General features: G+C 72.0%; 15 protein-coding genes and 1 pseudogene. 5 read left to right on the top strand and 11 right to left on the bottom strand.

The window, feature by feature from the left end; translation table 11 throughout:
* Positions 1 to 374: 374 nt before the first annotated feature.
* Positions 375 to 2,030 (bottom strand): protein kinase domain-containing protein, encoded by a 1,656-nt coding sequence (locus NGB36_RS04760; protein WP_372509378.1) that lies wholly within the window; start codon positions 2,028 to 2,030, stop codon positions 375 to 377.
* Positions 2,031 to 2,289: 259 nt separating this feature from the next.
* The gene (locus tag NGB36_RS04755) at positions 2,290 to 2,715 is read right to left on the bottom strand and encodes a CoA-binding protein (RefSeq protein WP_255918772.1); all 426 of its coding nucleotides are present in this window, start codon (positions 2,713 to 2,715) and stop codon (positions 2,290 to 2,292) included.
* Between the two features lie 128 nt (positions 2,716 to 2,843).
* Here NGB36_RS04755 and NGB36_RS04750 point away from each other — a divergent pair, with 128 nt between their 5' ends.
* On the top strand, positions 2,844 to 3,104 hold the full coding sequence (locus NGB36_RS04750; protein WP_255918771.1) for a helix-turn-helix domain-containing protein: 261 nt from the start codon (positions 2,844 to 2,846) through the stop codon (positions 3,102 to 3,104).
* Positions 3,105 to 3,154: 50 nt separating this feature from the next.
* Here NGB36_RS04750 and NGB36_RS33680 read toward each other — a convergent pair.
* Positions 3,155 to 3,514, bottom strand: a pseudogene (locus tag NGB36_RS33680) (STAS domain-containing protein); the annotation flags it as partial.
* A 154-nt stretch (positions 3,515 to 3,668) separates the two neighbouring features.
* Here NGB36_RS33680 and NGB36_RS04745 point away from each other — a divergent pair.
* From NGB36_RS04745 to NGB36_RS04735, 3 genes are all read left to right on the top strand, one after another.
* On the top strand, positions 3,669 to 4,295 hold the full coding sequence (locus tag NGB36_RS04745; RefSeq protein ID WP_255918770.1) for a YigZ family protein: 627 nt from the start codon (positions 3,669 to 3,671) through the stop codon (positions 4,293 to 4,295).
* Between the two features lie 69 nt (positions 4,296 to 4,364).
* Entirely contained in the window at positions 4,365 to 5,525 is a 1,161-nt protein-coding gene (locus NGB36_RS04740; RefSeq protein ID WP_255918769.1) for an exonuclease SbcCD subunit D, read from the top strand.
* Positions 5,525 to 8,527: an AAA family ATPase gene (locus NGB36_RS04735; RefSeq protein WP_255918768.1), complete on the top strand. Its 3,003-nt coding sequence runs from the start codon at positions 5,525 to 5,527 to the stop codon at positions 8,525 to 8,527. Before NGB36_RS04740 ends, NGB36_RS04735 begins: the two co-directional genes overlap by 1 nt.
* A gap of 13 nt (positions 8,528 to 8,540) precedes the next feature.
* On the opposite strand, the gene NGB36_RS04730 is transcribed toward NGB36_RS04735, so the two are convergent.
* From NGB36_RS04730 to NGB36_RS04720, 3 genes are all read right to left on the bottom strand, one after another.
* A complete protein-coding gene (locus tag NGB36_RS04730; RefSeq protein WP_255918767.1) occupies positions 8,541 to 10,265 on the bottom strand; it encodes a DUF885 domain-containing protein in 1,725 nt (574 codons plus the stop codon).
* A gap of 101 nt (positions 10,266 to 10,366) precedes the next feature.
* A complete protein-coding gene (locus NGB36_RS04725) occupies positions 10,367 to 11,770 on the bottom strand; it encodes a GNAT family N-acetyltransferase (RefSeq protein ID WP_255918766.1) in 1,404 nt (467 codons plus the stop codon).
* Positions 11,771 to 11,970: 200 nt separating this feature from the next.
* Positions 11,971 to 12,717, bottom strand: coding sequence for an SDR family oxidoreductase (locus tag NGB36_RS04720; RefSeq protein ID WP_255918765.1), 747 nt, complete (start codon positions 12,715 to 12,717; stop codon positions 11,971 to 11,973).
* A 210-nt stretch (positions 12,718 to 12,927) separates the two neighbouring features.
* On the opposite strand from NGB36_RS04720, the gene NGB36_RS04715 reads away from it, so the two are divergent.
* Complete coding sequence (locus NGB36_RS04715) at positions 12,928 to 13,710, top strand: GntR family transcriptional regulator (protein WP_255918764.1); 783 nt, start codon at positions 12,928 to 12,930, stop codon at positions 13,708 to 13,710.
* Positions 13,711 to 13,738: 28 nt separating this feature from the next.
* Here the strand turns inward: NGB36_RS04715 and NGB36_RS04710 are convergent, their stop codons facing one another.
* The 5 genes from NGB36_RS04710 to NGB36_RS04690 all read right to left on the bottom strand — a co-directional run bounded on the left by NGB36_RS04710 (position 13,739) and on the right by NGB36_RS04690 (position 19,756).
* Complete coding sequence (locus NGB36_RS04710) at positions 13,739 to 14,914, bottom strand: ROK family transcriptional regulator (RefSeq protein ID WP_255918763.1); 1,176 nt, start codon at positions 14,912 to 14,914, stop codon at positions 13,739 to 13,741.
* Positions 14,915 to 14,982: 68 nt separating this feature from the next.
* Positions 14,983 to 15,540, bottom strand: a complete 558-nt coding sequence (mug, locus tag NGB36_RS04705; protein WP_255918762.1) for a G/U mismatch-specific DNA glycosylase — start codon at positions 15,538 to 15,540, stop codon at positions 14,983 to 14,985.
* 25 nt (positions 15,541 to 15,565) lie between these two features.
* Complete coding sequence (gene purB, locus NGB36_RS04700) at positions 15,566 to 16,999, bottom strand: adenylosuccinate lyase (protein WP_255918761.1); 1,434 nt, start codon at positions 16,997 to 16,999, stop codon at positions 15,566 to 15,568.
* A 413-nt stretch (positions 17,000 to 17,412) separates the two neighbouring features.
* Entirely contained in the window at positions 17,413 to 18,204 is a 792-nt protein-coding gene (locus NGB36_RS04695) for an alpha/beta hydrolase family protein (RefSeq protein WP_255918760.1), read from the bottom strand.
* 7 nt (positions 18,205 to 18,211) lie between these two features.
* On the bottom strand, positions 18,212 to 19,756 hold the full coding sequence (locus NGB36_RS04690) for an FMN-binding glutamate synthase family protein (RefSeq protein WP_255918759.1): 1,545 nt from the start codon (positions 19,754 to 19,756) through the stop codon (positions 18,212 to 18,214).
* Between the last annotated feature and the right edge of the window lie 375 nt (positions 19,757 to 20,131).

Here is a 20,131-nt window from a genome sequence, read left to right as displayed (position 1 = left end):
GACGCCGAGCGGCTGCGCGCCACCGTCACCGTGACGCGGCAGCCAGGGCGAGGAGTTGGGGCTTGCGGAGGTCGAGAACCTGCCCGACGCCGTGCGCCGGGGCCCCACCGTCCTCCACGCTCATCCTCTGCCGAACGGCGCTCGCCCTGCGGCACACCGGACCCGGTCTGGGAGGCGGCGAACTGACCTGGCTGGAAGGCGCCCCACCGGCGTACTCGACTTCGCCCGCGGTGCGGACTTCTGCTGCGGCGTCAATCTCCCCACGGTCCCGGTCGGACTGCCCGCCCATGACGCGGTGCTGCTCCGTGCGCTGCTGCCCTCGGGCCGGCAGCCGCCCGATACCGCGGTCTGGCTGCGCACGGACAGCGCCCGCCTCACGCTCGCAGCGCGGCCCAGGTGTTCACGCCCACCTGGCCGTCGACGGTGAGGTGGTGGTCGCTCTGGAAGCGCTCGACGGCGGTCCGGGTGTCCGGGCCGAAATTCCCGTCGACACCGCTGGACCCGACGCTGTAGCCGCGAGCCTGGAGGATGCACTGGACTTCGACGACCCGTTCTCCTGTGTCGCCGTACTGGGTGAGTTGGGTCCCGGAGTAGTAGTTGCAGGATTTCCAGGGCTCGGGGTTCGCCGTCGGCTTCGGGGACGGCGTGGGGGCGGACCCGCCGGTACCGCTGTTCCCGCCGCTCGAACCACCCGGTCCGGAGGAGCCACCCCCGCCGTTGCGGCCACCGTTCGATCCACCGGCGGCACCACCCGCAGACGCCTGGCTGCGGTCGCCCGGCGCTGGGCGGCCGGACCGCGATGCACTCGCCCGAGGGGCCGTGTGCGCTGTCGACCGCGAGGGGGCGGGGGACTGGCCACTGCCCGCTTCCACAGGGAGATTGACGCCGGAGACGGTCGGCTGCGCCTCGTTGCGTCCCGAGCCGCTGGAACCGGAGTGGCCGGCCATCGCCCACGTCACCCCGGCGCCCGCCAGCACGACGGCGGTGGTGGCAGCCGCGACGGCGAGTCTGCGGCGCCGGCGGGCGCTTCCCGGAGCCTGCTCCGGTATGACGGGCGGGCGCGGGGAGCCGGCGCCGGCGGCGGCCGGTGGGCGCCAGCCGAGATCCGGACGCGTGGCTCGCTCTTGGCCGGCGTCGGCGTCGGTGGGCGAGGTCCGTGGTGACTGCGGCGGCACAGGGGAGTGCGGCTGCTCACCGCGCGGCCTCAGCATTGCGGTGTGCAGGTCCGTGGCCGCCGTGTCCGGCGTGGCCGGCGGCGCAGACGTGCCCTGCGCGACCGCTGCCAGCAACTGCCGTGCCCGCTGAGCATCGGGCCGCGTCTGCGCGTCCTTGTCCATCAACTCCCGCAGCACGGGGGTCAACGGACCCGCCCGGCGCGGTTCGGGCAGCGGCTCGGTGACGATCGCGGTCATGGTGGACCAGGCCGAGGTCCGGCGGAACGGTGACGTCCCCTCGACAGCCGCGTAGAGGGTCGCCCCGAGCGACCAGATGTCCGAGGCCGGTCCGGGCTGCTGCCCCTGGGCGCGTTCGGGCGCGAGGAAGTCCAATGAGCCGACGAGCTGGCCGCTCTGCGTCAGATTCGAGGTCGTACCGTCGCCGGGGTCGTCCATCGTCGCGATGCCGAAATCGGTGAGGACCACTCGGCCACCGCGTTCGAGCAGGATGTTTCCCGGTTTGACATCGCGGTGGAGCACACCGACGCGATGAGCCGCACCGAGTGCGTCCGCCACCTCCGCACCGATGGCGGCAGCCTCCCGTGGATCGAGGACTCCCCTCTCCTGAACCACGTCATCGAGAGACGGGCCGTCGACGAGCTCCATCACGATGATCGGGCGGCCGTCCTCCTCGGCGACGTCGTACACGGAGATCACGCCCGAGTGCCGGATCCGCGCCGCGGCCCTCGCCTCACGCTGCATCCGCAGCCGCAGATCCGCCAGCTCGGCACTCGATGCGTCCGAGAAGGTGCGAAGCTCCTTGACGGCGACTTCACGGCCAAGGACTTCATCGACGGCTCTGCACACCATGCCCATGCCGCCGCGGCCAAGCTGTTCGATCACCCGGTAGCGCCCGGCCAGCAACCGGCCGTTCGGCTCCCCTTCGGGGCGTGCCGCAGACACCGCTCCGCTCCCCGTTCGTAGTCGTGCCGGCACAGGGCCCTGAAATTGCAGCGTCACCTTACAACGGGCGCCGTTCGCCCCACTACCGAGCCGTCCTGCCGCACTCCGCGTCAGGAACGGCCGGGCGTGACGAGCCCCGATCCATAGGCCGGGACGACGAGTTGGGTACTTGTCACGCGCGCCGAGCCCGCTGGCTCAAGGAGTTGAGTTCGATCGCGGGACAGCGGTCCATCACCATCTCCAGCCCCGCGGCGCGCACCCGCTCGTGCGCCGCCTCGTCGACGACTCCGAGCTGGAACCAGACGGCCCTGGCGCCGATGGCCACGGCCTCGTCGGCGACCTCACCGGCGAGATCGCTGTTGACGAAGACGTCCACGACGTCGACGTCGAACGGGATGGTGGACAGCGACGGATAACCCTTCTCGCCGTGGACCGTCTCGGCCTTCGGGTGCACGGGCACGATCCGCTTGCCGTGGCGCTGCAGCACCTCCGCGACCCCGTACGCCGCGCGCCGCCGGTTGCCGGACAGCCCGACGATCGCCCAGGTGTCACCGACCTCTGTGAGGATCTTGCGGATCGTCGCCGGGTCGCCGTACACGCCTGCCTCCTGTGGATGGGGTGGATGGGAACGACACTCGTGCACGGCAACCGGCGCCGGGTCCCGGAGATTCCCGGGACCGGCAACCGTAGGATCGGCCCCAGAGCCGCCGGTCGCCGGTACGCGCCATGCCGCGCCTGCGGCCGCCGTCCGCACTCACCCCGAAGCGGGGCGAGCGGCCGGAGCTGACCCTCCTCGCCTGGCTGCAGACCAATCGCGGCAGCGCCCCCGAGGTCGCCGCAGGCCTCGGCATCCATCCGCAGACGGCACGCAGGCGACTCCGCCGCGTGCAGCGGCTCTTCGCTGTGGCGCTCATTGATCCCGACGCCCGCTTCGAACTCGAAGTCTCGCCCCGCGGGCGGCTCAACCGTCTCAGCCGTCCGCCCTGAGTGCGCGATCCAGCGTCCCGTGGACCGGCAGATCGTGGGTGAACCCGCGTGAGTCTGAGGAACCGCAGCACACGCCCCTGCGGGCAGACCAGCCGCAGCATGTGCCCCTGCTGGCGTGCTCTCCTGTGGGCGCCGACGAGCACACCGAGTCCCGCCGGGTCGCAGAACGTGACGTGCGTCAGGTCGACGATGATCCTCACGCGCCCGTCACGAACGGTGAGCCGCTCGTCGAGGTGGGCGCGGAGCACGGGGCCGGTCGCCAGGTCGAGTTCGCCCTCCACAGAGGCGACCGACCATCCCTCCCACTGGACGCAGGACACGACGAGCGGCGCCGACGGTCGCTCACCCGTGTCGCTGCGGTGGAGCGGGGACGGCCGGCTGCCCGTTGCGGCACCGGTGTGATCCGGCATGGCGACCTCCGTGCGGATCCTTGCCGATCAGCGTGGAGTCAGCGTCGGTCACGCGAGCCACCCGGCACAGGGCCACCCGGCCTCACCGTGGTGGGCCGACCGTCCCCGGTGCGGCTCTGGCGGAGGGACCGAAGGGCCCGCATAGGGTGAGGGAATGCAGGAGCAGTACCGGACGGTCGCGCGCGAAGGCGTGCACGAGATCGAGATCAACAAGTCCCGTTTCATCTGCGCGCTCGCACCGGCCGCGACGGAGCAGGAGGCCCAGGAGTTCATCGCGCGCATCCGCAAGGAGCACCCGTCCGCCACGCACAACTGCTTCGCGTATGTCATCGGCGCCGACGGCGCGATCCAGAAGGCGATCGACGACGGCGAGCCCGGCGGCACCGCAGGCGTGCCCATGCTGCAGATGCTGCTGCGGCGCGAGGTGCGGTACGTCGTGGCCGTCGTCACCCGCTACTTCGGCGGGGTCAAGTTGGGCGCGGGCGGGCTCATCCGGGCTTACGGCGGCGCCGTCGGCGAGGCGCTCGACGCGTTGGGCACCGTCACCCGACAGCGGTTCCGGCTTGCCACAGTCACCGTCGACCACCAGCGGGCGGGGAAGCTGGAGAACGACCTGCGCTCCACCGGGTGCGTCGTGCGCGATGTCCGGTATGCCGAGGCCGTCACCTTCGAGGTGGCGCTGCCCGAGCAGGAGCTCGACGCCTTCCGCGCATGGCTCGCCGACACCAGCGCCGGCACCGCGGTGCTCGAACTCGCCGGCGAGGCGTACGGGACGGCATGACCGCCGAGGGGCGCCCGGTTCACCGGTTGCCGCCGAGCCTGTCGGACCCTGCCGATACGCTCGGGGATCATGCGGTTGCTGCACACGTCGGACTGGCACCTGGGACGCTCGTTCCACCGGGTGAGCCTGCTGTCCGCGCAAGAGGCGTTCATCGACCACCTCGTCGAGGTGGTGCGCGGTGAGCACGTCGACGCGGTGCTGGTCGCCGGTGACCTCTACGATCGCGCGGTGCCGCCGCTGCCGGCCATCGCGCTCTTCGACGACGCCCTGCACCGGCTGGCGACGCTCGGCGTCCCCACGGTCATGATCTCCGGCAACCATGACTCGGCCCGCCGACTCGGCGTCGGCGCACGGCTGATGGAGCGCTCCGGCATCCACCTGCGCACCGACCCCGCGGGCTGCGGCGCGCCGGTCGTCCTCTCCGGCCCGCACGGGAACGTCGCGGTCTACGGCCTGCCCTATCTGGAACCGGCCCTGGTACGGGACGAGTTCGGTGTCGACCGCGCGGATCACGCGGCCGTGCTCGGGGCGGCCATGGACCGCGTCCGCGCCGACCTCGCCGCCCGTGCACCCGGCACCCGCTCCGTCGTCCTCGCCCACGCCTTCGTCACCGGCGGCGAGGAGTGCGACAGCGAACGCGACATCACGGCCGGCGGTGTCGCCTCCGTGCCGGCCGGGATCTTCGACGGCGTCGACTACGTCGCCCTCGGGCACCTGCACGGCTGCCAGACCATCACCGAGCGGGTCCGCTACTCGGGCTCCCCGCTCGCCTACTCCTTCTCCGAGGCCGGCCACCACAAGAGCATGTGGCTGGTCGACCTCGGCGAGGACGGCGGCGTCACCGCCGAGCGCGTCGACTGCCCGGTGCAGCGGCCACTCGCCCGCATCCGGGGCACCCTCGACGAGCTGCTCACCGCCCCCGCGTACGCGTCGAGCCAGGACGCCTGGGTCGAGGCGACCCTCACCGACGCCCACCGCCCGCACGATCCGATGGCCCGCTTGGCCAAGCGCTTCCCGCACATCCTCGCCCTTGCCTTCGACCCCCAGGACGCGCCCGACGACCCGCTGGTGTCGTACGCGCAGCGGCTGCGCGGCCGCACGGACCAGCAGATCGCCGACGACTTCGTCACCCATGTGCGCGACCGCGGCCCGGACGAGCGGGAGCGCTCCGTGCTGCGCGACGCACTGGACGCCGCACGCCTGCGCGATCCGCGTACCGAGGCGGTCTGATGCGCCTGCACCGGATGACCGTCACCGCCTTCGGACCCTTCCCCGGCACCGCGACCGTCGACTTCGACGAACTGTCCGCAGCCGGGCTGTTCCTGCTGCACGGGCCGACCGGCGCCGGGAAGAGCTCCGTGCTCGACGCCGTCTGCTACGCGCTCTACGGCGGCGTGCCCGGCGCCCGCCAGGGCATGCGGCTGCGCAGCGACCACGCCGATCCGCACACCCCCACCGAGGTGGAGCTCGAACTCACCGCGGGCGGACGGCGGTTGCGGCTGACCCGGCGCCCCGAGCAGCCCCGGCCGAAGAGACGCGGCACCGGCACGACGGTGGAGAAAGCCTTCGCCGCCATGAGCGAGTACCGGGCGGACAGCGGGGGCTGGAAGGGACTGAGCCGTTCGCACCAGGAGATCGGCGAGGAGGTCACCCAGCTGCTCGGCATGAACCGCGAGCAGTTCTGCCAGGTGGTCCTGCTCCCGCAGGGCGACTTCGCACGCTTCCTGCGCGCCGATGCGGGCGAACGGGCGGTGCTGCTCGGCAGACTCTTCGACACCGGCCGGTTCGCCGCGGCCGAGGAATGGCTCGCCGAGCAGCGCAGGCTCGGCGAGATGCGGGTGCGCGGCCACGACGAACACCTGATCGCGCTCGCCCACCGCATGCAGCAGGCTGCAGGCGCTACCGAGGACGGCCAACCGCTGCCGCAGATCGCGCCCGGCGATCCCGGCCTCGCCGAGCGGATCCTGGAATGGGCCGCCGTGGCCCGCGCGGACGCCCGTGAGCAGGCGGACATCACGCGACTGGCCCTCGCCACCGCCGAGGCCGGTCACCGCGCCGCCGAACGCGCCCTGGAACAGGCCGTCGAGACCGACCGCCTGCAACGGCGGTACGCCGCCGCCGTCGCCCGCGCCGCCGCACTCGACGCGCACCAGCAGGCTCACCGCGAGGCCCAGCACGCACTGGAACGGGCTCGCGCCGCCGATCTGGTGGCCCCCGCCCTGGCCGTGCGCGATGCCGCACTGCGCGATCACGACGCGGCGCGCGCCGCCGAACACGCCGCACGCGAACGGCTGCCCGACCGCTGGTCCGGCGCCGACGCCGAGGTGCTCGCCGAAGAGGCCCGCCGCGCAGGCCGGGACCTCGGCCGTCTCGCCGCCGCCCGCCGGGCCGAGCAACGCGCCGCCGAACTGGTGCGGGAACGTGACGCGCTCGGCCGGGAGGCGGCCGCGGACGAGGCCGCCGGGCGGGGGACGGCGGCCCGGCAGGCGGAGTGGGAGGCCGTGCGCGCCGCACACCAGCGGCGCATCGACGCCGCGCACCGGGCCGCGACCCGCACCGAGCAGCTCGCCGCGGCACTGGAGGTGACGCGTGAGCGGCTCGAGGCGGCGCGCCTGCGCGACACCCTCGCCGACGAGGAACGCGCCGCCGCCCGGCGACTGCTGCACTCCAGGGAGGCGGCCGCCATCGCCCACGAGCGCTGGCTGGAGCTGAAGGAGCGCCGGCTGCGCGGCATCGCCGCTGAACTCGCGGCGGAGTTGAAGGAAGGCGGCCCCTGTGCGGTCTGCGGCTCGACCGACCACCCGGCACCGGCGCTGCCCGGCGCCGGGCATGTCGACCGTACGGCTGAGGAGGCGGCGCACGCCGCTCACCGGGCGGCGGAAGCGACCCGCGAACGGGCCGACGCGCAGCTGCACACCGTACGGGAGCGGCTAGCCGCGGCCCGCGCCGCGGCCGGTGACCGCGACACCGACGCACTCGTCGTCGAACTCGACGACGCGCGGCGGGTCCACGCCGCCGTACGCGACGAGGCGGACGACCTGCCTGCGGCGCGCGAGCAGTTGGAGCACGCCGAGCGCGAGCACGCCGCGCGCCTCGACGAACAGCAGCGCGTGCGCTCGCGCGCCGCTGCACGCGCCGCGCGCCGAGACGCGCTGGAGCGCGAACTCGCCTCCCTGAGCGCCGACATGGCTGAGGTACTGCCGGACGGCGCAACCGACGTGGCCGAGGTGGAACAGCAGGCCCGGCTCCTCGCCGAGGCCGCCGACGCGGCACGCGCCGCGACGGCCACAGCACAGCGCCTCGCGCAAGCAGAGGCGCGGCTCGCCGAGACGGCGCGGCGCGAAGGGTTCGCCACACCGCGCGAGGCGGCCGACGCGATGCTGGACGAGGACACGCGGCAGGAGCTGCGCGAACGCATCGAGCGCCAGCGCGCCGAGCAGTCGGCCGTCGCCGCCGAACTCGCCGATGAACAGGCGCGCGCGGCCGCCGCAGCGCCGCCCGCCGCACCGGACGCGCGCCGCGCGGAGCTCGACGCCGCCACCCGCCTGCTCACCCGTGCCTCCGCCGCGGACTCCGCCGCCCGTGGCCGGCGCGCACAGCTGGACCGGCTCTCCGCCGAGGCCGCACGCCGCACCGCCGAGCTCGCGCCGCTGCGCGAGGAACACGCCCGGATGCGGCAGCTGTCGTACCTCGCCGCCGGCACCTCCTCCGACAACCAGCTGCGGATGCGGCTGGAGTCGTACGTGCTCGCCGCCCGCCTCGAACAGGTCGCGGCCGCCGCGAGCATCCGCCTGCACCGCATGTCCTCGGGCCGTTACACCCTCGCCCACACCGACGCCCGCGCCGGCGGCCGCGGCCGCTCCGGACTGGGGCTGCAGGTCGTCGACGCCTGGACGGGCACTGCCCGCGACACCGCGACGCTCTCCGGCGGTGAGACCTTCTTCGCCTCGCTCGCCCTCGCGCTGGGCCTCGCCGACGTCGTCACCGACGAGGCGGGCGGCGTCCGCCTGGACACCCTGTTCATCGACGAAGGGTTCGGCAGTCTCGACGACCAGACCCTCGACGAGGTCCTCGACGTCCTCGACCAACTGCGCGAACGCGACAGGGCGGTGGGCATCGTCAGCCACGTCGCCGATCTGCGGCACCGCGTCCCCGCCCAGCTGCAGGTGGTCAAGGAGCGCGACGGGTCGACCGTGAGGCACCGCACGACGGTGCCGTGGCCGACCCGTTGAGCCCCTTGCGCCATCACAGGTGGGACAACTCGTCCACCAGGTCGTCGAGGCCGAGCGCGCCCTGGGAGAGGGCGGCCATGTGCCACGCCTTGAGGTCGAAGGCATCGCCGTGCGCGCGCCGTGCGGCGTCGCGGCCCTTCAGCCAGGCACGTTCGCCGAGCTTGTAGCCGATCGCCTGGCCGGGCATGCCCAGGTAGCGCACGAGCTCGCTGTCGAGGAAGTCGGCGGGGCGTCCGCTGTGCAGGCCGAAGAACTCCCTGGCCAGCTCGGGCGTCCACACCTCGCCCGGGTGGAAGGAGGAATCCTGCGGGATCAGCAGCTGCAGGTGCATGCCGATGTCGATGATGACGCGGACCGCACGCATCATCTGCGCGTCCAGGTAGCCCAGCCGCCTGCCCGGGTCGGTGAGGAATCCCAACTCGTCCATGAGCCGCTCGGCATACAGCGCCCAGCCCTCGACGTTGGCGCTCACCGAGCCGACCGTCGCCTGGTAGCGCGACAGCGTGTCGGAGACGTGCACCCACTGGGCGAGCTGCAGATGGTGGCCCGGCACACCCTCGTGGTACCAGGTGCTGACCAGGTCGTAGACGGGGAAGCGGTCACGGCCGAGCGTCGGCAGCCAGGTGCGGCCGGGCCGGGAGAAGTCCAGGGCGGGGGCGGTGTAGTACGGCGCAGCCGCGCTGCCCGTGGGTGCGATCATCGCCTCGACGCGGCGTACCGGCTCCGCCAGGTCGAAGTGGGTGCCGTCGAGCGCCTCGATCGCCTCGTCCATCAGGCCCTGGAGCCACTCGCGTACCGCGTCGACCCCCTCGACCGCCTCGCCGGCCTCCTCCAGATGCGCCAGCGCCTGCTGCGGGGTCGAGCCGGGCAGTACCTTCTCGGCCTCGGCGCGCATCTCGGCGTCGATGCGCCGGAACTCCTGCCAGCCCCAGGCGTAGGCCTCGTCCAGATCCAGATCGGTGCCGTTCCACTGGCGAGCCCAGCGTGCGTACCGTTCGCGGCCCACCGCGTCGGGGGCGCCTTCGACGGCGGGGGCGTAGTGGTCGCGCAGCCAGTCCCGCAGCTCGGCGATGGCCCCGGTGGCGAATGCGGCGGCACTGTCGAGCTCGTCGCGGCGCGCCTCGGGCCCGGCCGAGACGAACTCGGCGAACCAGCTGCGCTCTCCGCCGAGCCATTCGCTCAGCTGCCCGATGACGGTGGTGACCTGACGCGGGCCTGCGGGCAGCCCGCGCTCCAGACCTGTCGCGAGCGAGTCACGGTACCCGGCGAGCGCCTCGGGCACATTGCGCAGCCGCCCCGCGATCGCCTTCCAGTCCGCGTCCGCCGCGGTCGGCATCAGAGTGAAGACATCGCGGACCTCGTGGACGGGCGAGAAGAGGTTGCTCACGCGCCGCAGGCCCTCACCGGCCTCGTGCACGGCGAGCCAGGCGGTGAGCCGCTCGCGCAGCAGCCGGGCGCAGCGGCGCTCGGCGTCGTCCCGCACGGCGGGCGAGTCGGGGCCGGCGGTCTCGGCGGCGTCCAGCTGGGCGAGGGTGCGCCGGGTCAGCTCGGCATGCCGTTCCTGGCCGGCGGGGGAGAAGTCGGGCAGACGGTCGTCGCCGGGGTTGAGGCCGAGGTACTGGCCGGTGATGGGGTCGAGGTCGGCCAGCGCGTCGACGTATGCGTCGGCGATCCGGCGCGGCAGCGACTTGCCCTCCGGCGTGTGGAGGGCGTCGGGAGCATCTGTTGTATCGGGCATGCGGACATCCTGGTACGGGATCCGGGCCCGCGTCGATCACTTTGTGCCGCCCCGCTCGAAGCGGGGCGGCACAAAGCCGGATGGATCGGTGCGATCAGTCGTCACCCCTGCCGGGCGGCCTCGCGTCCCAGCTCGGCGTGCGGGCTGCCCGCCGGGGCGGTCGCGTGCTCCCGCAGGGTCGCTGTGATCACGAGGGTGCCCTCTTCGACCTGGTAGTCGAGCGGCAGACCCAGTCCGCGCATGGCGGCGACCATGGCCGTGTTCACCGACCGGGTCACCGCATAGACGGCGGCGCAGCCCGCCTCGTCGGCGAGGCCGACCAGCCGCCGCATCAGCTCGCCACCGATGCCGCGGCGCTGCCAGTCGTCCTCCACCAGCAGCGCGATCTCGCTCTCGTCACCGTCCCAGAGCAGATGGCCGAGCGCGACCAGCCTGCCGGAGGCGGTCTCGACGGCGAGGGTACGGCCGTGCCGGGGGCTGAGCAGATGGCGCAGATAGTGGTCGGCGTCGCCGACGGGACCGTGGTAGCGGCTCAGCAGCGTCGCGCGTGAGCAGCGGTCGTGCATGGCGCGGGCGGCGGGCAGATCGCGGGGGTCGGCGCGGCGGATGCTGATCTCGTTGCCCTCGGGGAGCGTCAGAACGTCGCGGCGGCGCGGGACGCGCGGACCGAGCCGGGAGTCGAGGGCGACAAGGGCACGGGCGCGCGCGAACTCGGTGGGGGTGAACGGCAGATACGGTCGCTCGATGGTGATTGTGCCGCCCGATGGGTCCCTCAGCCGCATCACGGTGTCCTGCAGCGTCCCCTCGGGGGGCGGCAGTCGGTCACCGTCGGCGCAGGGGCGGGACCTTATCGTGCACCGGCCCAGCAACTGACGTAGAGCCAGCGGGAGTTCGGCGGCGTCAAGTGCGGTGCGGGCAGCGAGGTTGAGCACTCGCGTCGGGGTGTCCACCAGGTCGTGGGCGTCGGCCCGCTCCAGCCAGGTGTCCCGGCCGCCTGCCGAGGCGACCACGCGGATGAGCTGCTGCGCCGTCAGCGGCGCAGGGGCGCGGACGAGGAACTCGTCGACGGTGCCGTCGGAGAGCGGGTGGGTCTGGAGGGTGAGGATGTCCACCTGGGCTGAGGCGAGCGCTCCGCACAGGGCGGCCAGGCTGCCAGGTGCGTCACGCACGGTCGTACGCAGCCGCCACAGCGTGGTTTCGGCCGCCGCGGCCCGCATGGGGTCGGGGTCGGCCGATGTGGCTGCCGCCGCCGCGGCGGTACCCGCGCCGGGCGGCGAGTGACCGTGGCGGCGTGCCCACCACGTGTGGAACCCGACAGCGCCCAGCAGGGCCATGGCGGAGAGGATGAGCAGGTCAGGGCCCTCGGGGCCGTGTGCCACGAGATTGGAGAGAAGGTCGGCGACGGAGGCCGCAATGAAGACCGCGGCCAGCTCGACGGCGTCACGCCGCCAGTGGTGCCCGGGGTGGAGGGCCTGGAGGTTCTTATTACGGGACGATTCATTCATGGCTCCAGAGTTGCGCACCCCTGTTGCGTGATCACGAACGCTTCGTGTCGGATGGGTAAAGGGTGTCGCCTGTGCACGGGTTGTGCGTTTTACGGTCCCTTTTATGTGTCTTCTGCGGTTCTTCGCCTACGCGCGTCAACGCGGCCGGCCGCCGATCCGCGGCTGATCGGCGACGCCGGCGGCGCGTTGGTGACAGTGCGTCACAATCCTCCGGTCACCCGCAGGACGGCGCCGGTGGTGTACGAGGCGTCGGAGGACAGCAGCCACTCGACCGCGCCCGCCACCTCCTCGGGCTCACCGGGACGGCCCATCGGCACCCGGCCGGGATTGCGCCACGGCCGCTCGGGGTCGCCCATCGCCGCGTGGATGTCGGTGACGATCATGCCGGGCTGTACGGAGTTGACCCGCACACCGTCCGCCGCCAGCTCCTTGGACAGCCCCAGGGTGAGCGTGTCGACGGCAGCCTTGCTCGCCGCGTAGTGCACGTACTCGCCGGGGCCGCCGAGCGTGGCGCCGCCGGAGGAGATGTTGACGATCGCACCGCCCCGACCGCCGTGGCGGGTGGACATCTCCAGCACGGCGCGGCGCGCGCACAGGATCACGCCCATCAGATTCACGTCGATCACGCGGCGCATCACGGCGGCGGGCGTCTCGGTGAACCGCCCCAACGGGCCTGTTATACCGGCGTTGTTGACCAGTCCGGTGATCGGTCCGAGGTGCTGCCCGACGGTGTCGAAGAGCGCGTCGACCTGGGCCTCGTCGCTGGTGTCCACCTGCACCGTGACGCACTCGGCTCCGGCCGCCCGCACCTGGCCTGCAACCTTCTGCGCGGCGTCGGCGGCCTTCTCGTAGCCGATGCCGATGTGGTGTCCTCGCTGGGCCAGGCGCAGCGCGACGGCAGCGCCGATACCGCGGCTCCCACCGGTGATCACCGTGACTGGACTCATCTGGCCTGATACCTCCCGTTTCGCGAACATCTCGTGAACGCTGATCGTATCCGGCCGACCGTGGGCGTCAGGCAGTGGAGCATTGGTCTTGACCAAGGCGGGGGGCGGCCCTATCGTCGCGTAGTAGTGAAACAACCCTTAATAAACAAGGGTGGAAAAACACGAGGCGGGCCAAGGCCCGTGCAGCACACGCCGATTGCGGAGGACAGGGTGGGGACCACGCATCTCGAGCCGGTGCAGGAGCCGAAGTACTGGCATCTGAAGACCGTGCTCAACGAGGCGCTCGACTCGGAGTTCGCGGTGGGCGAGGTGCTGCCCAACGAGCGGGAGCTCGCGGCGCGCTTCGGCGTCGCCCGCGCCACACTCCGCCAGGCGCTGGAACAGCTGGAGCTCGAAGGCCGTCTGCAGCGCCGTCGCGGTGTCGGCACCACGGTCGCACCGCCGCGCATGGGCGTCTCCATCGGCCCGGCCCAGGGCAGTTGGCCGGGGGCGGCGGGCGACGCGTGGCGCACGGTCGGCTGCGTCGAGGCCCCGGCGCCTGCCGCCGTCGCCCGGTTGCTGGGCGAGGACCCCGACAGCGCCGCGGACGCAGGCACCCTCGTGCACACCGTCCGCCGGGTGCGGATGATGCACGGCCAGGCCGTCGCCACCGAGCTGCTGTACGTACCGCGTACCTCGGTCCCGGGGCTGCCGGAGACGCTCTCCCCGGCCACCCATCCCCGTGCCGTGCTGCGGGAGTTGAACCGACTCGACCTGGAGAGCGAGGACCGTGCCGTCGAGCTCGGCTCCGCCCGCGCCGAGGACGCCAAGCAGCTGGAGCGGCTGCCGGGCGCCCCCGTTCTGGTGGTGACCACCCGATACGTGGCCGCCGGACGCGTCGTCGCGGTCGCGGTGGCGACGTACCGGGCCGACACCTGCCGCCTGACCTTCGGCGACACCGGGTCGATGGAGATCACTCACCACGACGGCGCAGAGCAGCGCCAGGCCTCCTGACAGCAGGCGCCCGCGGGCACGCGACGCGCTATCGTCGTGGGCCCGCGCTTGGGCCGGTGCCCGGGGGCTGCTCGACCGCGAAGAGCTGTTCCTCGACGTGGTCGAGGGCCAGCCGCAGTGCCCCGGTGGCCACCGCTTCCGAGCCGAGCGCAGAGAGCGTGACCTTCGGCGTGCGCAGGCAGTAGCGCGACAGTTCGTCGCGCAACGGCTGCAGCACTCCGTCGAGCCCGTTGGCCCATCCGCCGATCACCACGAGCTCCGGGTCGAGCGCGAGCACCAGCGCCGCCACGTCGTGCACCAGCCGCGTGACGAAGCGCTCCACTGCCTCCCGGGCCTGCGGGTCGCCGTCGCGGGCGAGCTTGAAGACCCGGGCCACCGCCCGCTCGTCCAGCGGGTCGAGCGGTCTGCCCGTGGTGGACAGCAGCCGTTCGGGCGTCGCCTCGCGGCCCAGCAGATGCAGGGCCCCGATCTCACCGGCCGCGCCGCCGAATCCGCGGTGCAGCCGTCCTCCGATCAGCGATCCGGCGCCGGGGCTCAGCCCGGTCATGACGAACACGATGTCGTCGCTGCCCACCGCGGCACCGGACCAGTGCTCGGCGACCGCGGCCGCATTGGCGTCGTTCTCGACCAGGACCGGACAGCGGAATGAGCGGCGCAGCCGCTCCCCGAGCGGCAGCCCGGTCCACCCCGGCAGAGCCGTGCTGAGCTTGACGGTGCCGTCCGACTCGACGATGCCGGGGCTGCCCACGCCGACCGCCCACAGGGTGGAGCGCGCCACGCCCGACCTGCGCAGCAGCTCGGCGACGGTGCCGCGCACCCGCTCCAGACGGTGGTCGGCAGGCTGCTGTTCCTCCAGCTCGTGACCGTGTCGGCCCAGAACCCTGCCGCCGAGATCGGCGAGTACCACATGGACCCGGTGCGGAGAGATCTCGATGCCCAGCAGATGGCCCGCTTCGGCCTGGAAGCGGAAGCGCCGCGCCGGACGGCCCTGTCTGCGGGGGTCGGCCGGATCGGCGGCCGCCTCGACGACGAGACCTGCCTCCGTCAGGCCCTCGATCACCCCCTCGACCGTGGGCCGGGACAGGCCTGTGGTCTGCACCAGCTCGGTGAGGGTGAGCGGCCGGGCTTCACGGAGGGCGTGCAGAACCACCGCGGAGTTGATTCTGCGGAGCAGCGAGGGGTCCCCGCCGGTGAGCCGCACCACCGTACGACCTCCTGCCTTTGCACGTGTGTGGCCGGATCGTACCCGGCGCACGGCGGTGCGGCGAGGGGTCATCCTGGTCCGGACCAGCAGTGATGGCCGGCGGCGGCGCGCAGCCGTGCGTACTCCTCGGCCATCGTCTGCAGCGTCCAGTGCGCATTGAGGCCGCTCGGATTGGGCAGTGCCCAGATGCGTGTGGAGCCGATGGTCCGCTCCTGCGGCCCTATGCGTGCCCGCCGCTCACCGAACGCGGTGCGGTATGCGGTGACGCCCGCCACCGCAAGCCAGCGCGGCCGGTAACGCAGCACGGTGGCGGCGAGCTGCTCGCCTCCCTCGCGCAGCTCTGCCGCCGTCAACTCGTCGGCGCGGGCCGTCGCCCGGGCCGCGACGTTGGTGATGCCGAGGCCGAAGCCGGGCAGCTCGTGCTGCTGCGCCGGAGCCAGCTGACGCGGAGTGAAACCGCAGGCGTGCAGCACGGGCCAGAACCGGTTGCCGGGACGGGCGAAGTGATGCCCGGTAGCGGCCGAGAGCAGCCCGGGATTGATCCCGCAGAAGAGCACGTCCAGACCGTCCGCGACCACATCGGGAACCGTACGGCCGCGGGCGGCCTCCAGCTCTTCCGGCGTCATGCGCGGCCCGTGGTGCGCGCCGGGCTCACAGAATCGCCCCGGGCGTGTACGCGGCCGCCTGCGGGTGCCGTTCCACGACCTCCTCGACGCGCCGGACCACCGCGGCGACCTGGTCGGCGGCCGCGCCCGTGAACGAGAGCCGGTCGGCCATCAGTGCGTCAAGTCCCGCCCGGTCCAAGGGGATCCGCTCGTCGTCGGCGAGGCGGTCGAGCAGCTCGTTGCGCTCGGCACCCTTCTCGCGCATCGCCAGCGCCGAGGCGACGGCGTGCTGCTTGATGGCCTCGTGCGCCACCTCCCGGCCCACCCCGGCACGCACCGAGGCCATCAGCACCTTGGTGGTGGCAAGGAACGGCAGATAGCGGTCGAGCTCGCGGGCGATCACGGCGGGGAACGCCCCGAACTCGTCGAGCACCGTCAGGAACGTCTCCAGCAGGCCGTCCAGGGCGAAGAAGGCGTCAGGGAGCGCGACGCGACGCACGACCGAGCACGACACGTCGCCCTCGTTCCACTGGTCCCCGGCGAGCTCACCCGTCATCGAGGCATAGCCGCGCAGGATCACCGCGAGACCGTTGACCCGCTCGCAGGAGCGGGTGTTCATCTTGTGCGGCATCGCGGAGGAGCCGACCTGGCCGGGCTTGAAGCCCTCGGTCACCAGCTCGTGTCCGGCCATCAGCCGGATTGTCTTCGCCAGCGACGAGGGAGCGGCGGCCAGTTGCACCAGGGTGCTGACGACGTCGTAGTCGAGCGAGCGCGGATAGACCTGGCCGACGGAGGTGAAGGCCCGCGCGAAGCCCAGGTGCTCCGCGATCCGGCGCTCCAGATCGGCGAGCTTGGCGGTGTCGCCGCCGAGCAGGTCCAGCATGTCCTGGGCGGTGCCCACCGGGCCCTTGATGCCGCGCAGCGGGTAGCGCGCGATGAGCTCCTCGACCCGCTCGTACGCCACCAGCATCTCGTCCGCCGCGGTTGCGAACCGCTTGCCGAGCGTGGTGGACTGCGCCGCCACATTGTGTGACCGGCCTGCCATCACCAGTTCGGCGTTGTCGGCGGCGAGCCGCGCGAGCCGGGCGAGCGCGGCCACCGTACGGTCCCGGACCAGTTCGAGCGAGAGCCGGATCTGCAACTGCTCGACGTTCTCGGTCAGATCGCGCGACGTCATGCCCTTGTGGACGTGCTCGTGACCGGCGAGGGCGTTGAACTCCTCGATGCGCGCCTTCACGTCGTGGCGCGTGACCTTCTCCCGCTCGGCGATCGAGGCGAGGTCGACCTGATCCAGGACGCGCTCGTAGTCCGCGAGAGCCTGCTCGGGCACCTCGATCCCCAGGTCCTTCTGCGCCCGCAGCACGGCGAGCCACAGGCGGCGTTCGAGCACCACCTTCTGCTCCGGGGACCAGATGGTGGCGAGCTCGGCCGAGGCGTAGCGGCCGGCCAGGACGTTCGGAATGCGGGGCTTGGAGGTCACGTGTCCAGAGTCTACTGGGCGGTCCACGGTCACCCGACGGCCGTCCGCGCAAGCCGGAGGCGTGCAGTCCTACGGCTCGATCGGCAGCAGCACCGGCCGCTTGGGTGGACGCCCGTCACCGGAGGGTGTGACACCCATGGCCGTCGAGCCTCTCATAGACCTCCGCCTGCGCAAGAGCAAGGACTTGAAAAATAGTTCCACCGCCGAGGTGTGACTTCTGAGGCGTCACTGCGCCCCTGGGGCTGATGAGATCCTGCGGCAGCCCGATTTGCCAGTCTCATCCACCGAAGTCTGCTTCGCTCAAAGATATGCAGTCTAAGATCTTGTCTCGTCGTGGACGGGCCTGTCACGCGAGAGGCGAGGGCGCAGTACTGGCGTGCGTGAAGTTGCTCTGATCAGGCGAAAACGGTCTCTCAAGTACCCAAGACGTCCTTTCCTGCGGGTCGTGAGGCGTGGATGTACTGGTCGGCCCAGGCGCTGATGATGTGGGCGGCTCGCTGCGCCTGCCCTCGTGCGGTCAGGAGGTGGTCTGCTCCTTCGAGCGAGACGAAACTTCGCGGGTGCCGCGCCTCGCGGAAGATCTCCGCGGCGTTGGCGATGTCGACAGTGTCGTCGGTGGGCGAGTGCATCACGAGCAGCGGCCGGTCCAACTCACGCACCCGGTCGTGCAGACGGGCACGGCGGACGTCCTCGACGAAGGCGCGCTTGAGGACCAGGGTCCGCCCGCCGACGAACCACTCGTGCTGCCCCTCGCGGAGCACACGGTCCACGACCGCGTCGTACTGGTGCTCCACGTGGCTGGGGTCGGCGGGCGCCCCGATCGTGGCGACCGCGCGGACGCCGGTCGCCTCGGTCGCCGCGGCGATGGCGGCGGCGCCTCCCCATGAGTGACCCACCAGCAGATCCGCCGGAGTCCCCCGCTCTGCCATCAGGTTTGCCGCGCGGACGCTGTCCTGGACCTTGACGGTGAAGGAACCATCACCCCAGTTGCCGTCGGAATCGCCGATCCCGAGGTTGTCGTAGCGCAGCATGCCGATCCCCTCGCGGGCCAACTGCTTGCTGACCCGCGAGGCGGCCGGCGAGTTCTTGCCGAGCGTGAATCCGTGGACGAAGATCCCCCAGCCCCGGACCTCGCCCTCCGGCAGGTCGATCGACCCGGCCAGCTCGGGGCCGACGACGCTCTTGAATCTCACTTCTTCGGACACGTTGCGATCACTCCGGCCGGGTGTTCGTGGAGGTCGGCGCGCCGACGAGCAGCTCGGTGATCTCCTTGGCAAGGTGCGGGCCGAGCTCGCCCCAGCCGTCCTTGTAGCCGTAGACGCCGGCCAGGGTGCGGGCCTCGTAGTCGCCGTTCATGATCTCGACGTCGTCCGCGGTGATGAGTCCCGGGTGGGCGAGGCCGACAGCCGACGAGACCTTCATCAGCTCCCTGCGCAGTGTGCGCAGGTAGACAGCGGCCCGGGTAGCCTTCGAGGTCGGGTCCAGGCCGCGGGCCAGCCACTGGTTCTGGGTGGCGATGCCGGTGGGGCACTTGTCGGTGTGGCACTTTTGCGACTGGATGCAGCCGATCGACAGCATCGCCTCACGGGCCACGTTGATCATGTCGGCGCCCAGGGCGAAGGCGACCGCGGCGTTCTCGGGCAGGCCGAGCTTGCCGGAGCCGATGAAGGTCAGCTCGTCGGTGAGCCCGAGCTCGGCGAAAGTGCCGTAGACCCGGGAGAAACCCATCCGGAACGGCAACGACACCGAGTCGGCGAAGATCCGCGGCGCCGCTCCGGTGCCGCCCTCGCTGCCGTCGACGGTCACGAAGTCGACGCCACGGTCACCACGCGCCATCAGCGCGGCCAGCTCCTGCCAGAAGCCCAGCTCGCCCACCGCGCTCTTGACCCCGACCGGCAGACCGGTCTCGGTGGCGAGCAGCTCGACGAAATCGAGCATCGAGTCGACATCGCTGAACGCGGTGTGCCGCGACGGGGAGGCGCAGTCCTTGCCGACGGGGATGCCGCGGATCTCGGCGATCTCCGGGGTCACCTTGGCGCCCGGCAGCATCCCGCCCAGGCCCGGCTTGGCACCCTGGGAGAGCTTGATCTCGATCGCCTTGACGGGGGCGCTCGCGACCACGTCCTTGAGCTTGTCGAGGTTGAAGCTGCCGTCCTCGTTGCGGCAGCCGAAGTACGAGGTGCCGATCTGCAGCACCAAGCCGCCACCGTTGCGGTGGTACGGCGACAGGCCGCCCTCGCCGGTGTTGTGCATCGTGCCGGCCAGCGCCGCTCCCTTGTTGAGCGCCGTTATGGCCGCGCCGGAGAGCGAGCCGAAGCTCATCGCAGAGATGTTCACGACGCTCGCCGGCCGGAAGGCCTTGGCGCGCCCGCGCGGCCCGCCCAGCACCTTGGCCGAGGGCAGCGGCGCCTGCGGGTCGTGCGCGTCGGGCAGAGCGCCGGCGAAGGTGCGCTGCTTCAGGTAGGCGTGCCCCTGGACGTGCTCGACGTCGACCTCGGTGCCGAACCCGAAGTAGTTGTTCTCCTCCTTCGCCGACGCGTAGATCCAGGTGCGCTGGTCACGGCTGAATGGGCGCTCCTCCTCGTTGGAGGTCACGATGTACTGCCTCAGCTCCGGCCCGATCGTCTCCAGCAGGTACCGGGCGTGCCCGATCACGGGGAAGTTCCGCAGCAGTGCGTGCCGCTTCTGGACAAGGTCGCGGGCTGCCACCAGCGCCACTGCTGTTGCGGCGACGGCGCCGATCCTCCGGGGCTGCATGAACGTTCCTCCTCGAGGCACGGCTCCCTCGCCACGCGGTGGATCCCGCTTGTGTCACATCGGGCGCCAGACGGCGCACGCAGTCAAGGGCGCGCCGACGCCATCGAAGAAAGCCGGAACGACTCTAAAGGGCCACACGAATATGCACAGCGACGGCGATCACACCACCCAAACGACCGGGCCCAGGCCTCGCCCGCACACCAGAGCCAGACATCAGCTTGTTGTTGGACCTCGCCGGTTCACCTGACCTGCTGATCTTGGTTCGTTTCCTGAGGCAGCAGGACGGCCGTTCGCTTCGAGGTGTCGAGCAACATCGCGTGAAAGAACGGCCGCTGGTGAAGAGTCTCGCCCCTGAACAGTCCGCTGACGCCACGC

It is taken from the genome of Streptomyces humicola (genome assembly GCF_024436035.1).
In the GTDB taxonomy this organism is placed as follows: domain Bacteria; phylum Actinomycetota; class Actinomycetes; order Streptomycetales; family Streptomycetaceae; genus Streptantibioticus_B; species Streptantibioticus_B humicola.
This window is presented reverse-complemented; position numbering and strand designations above follow the sequence as displayed.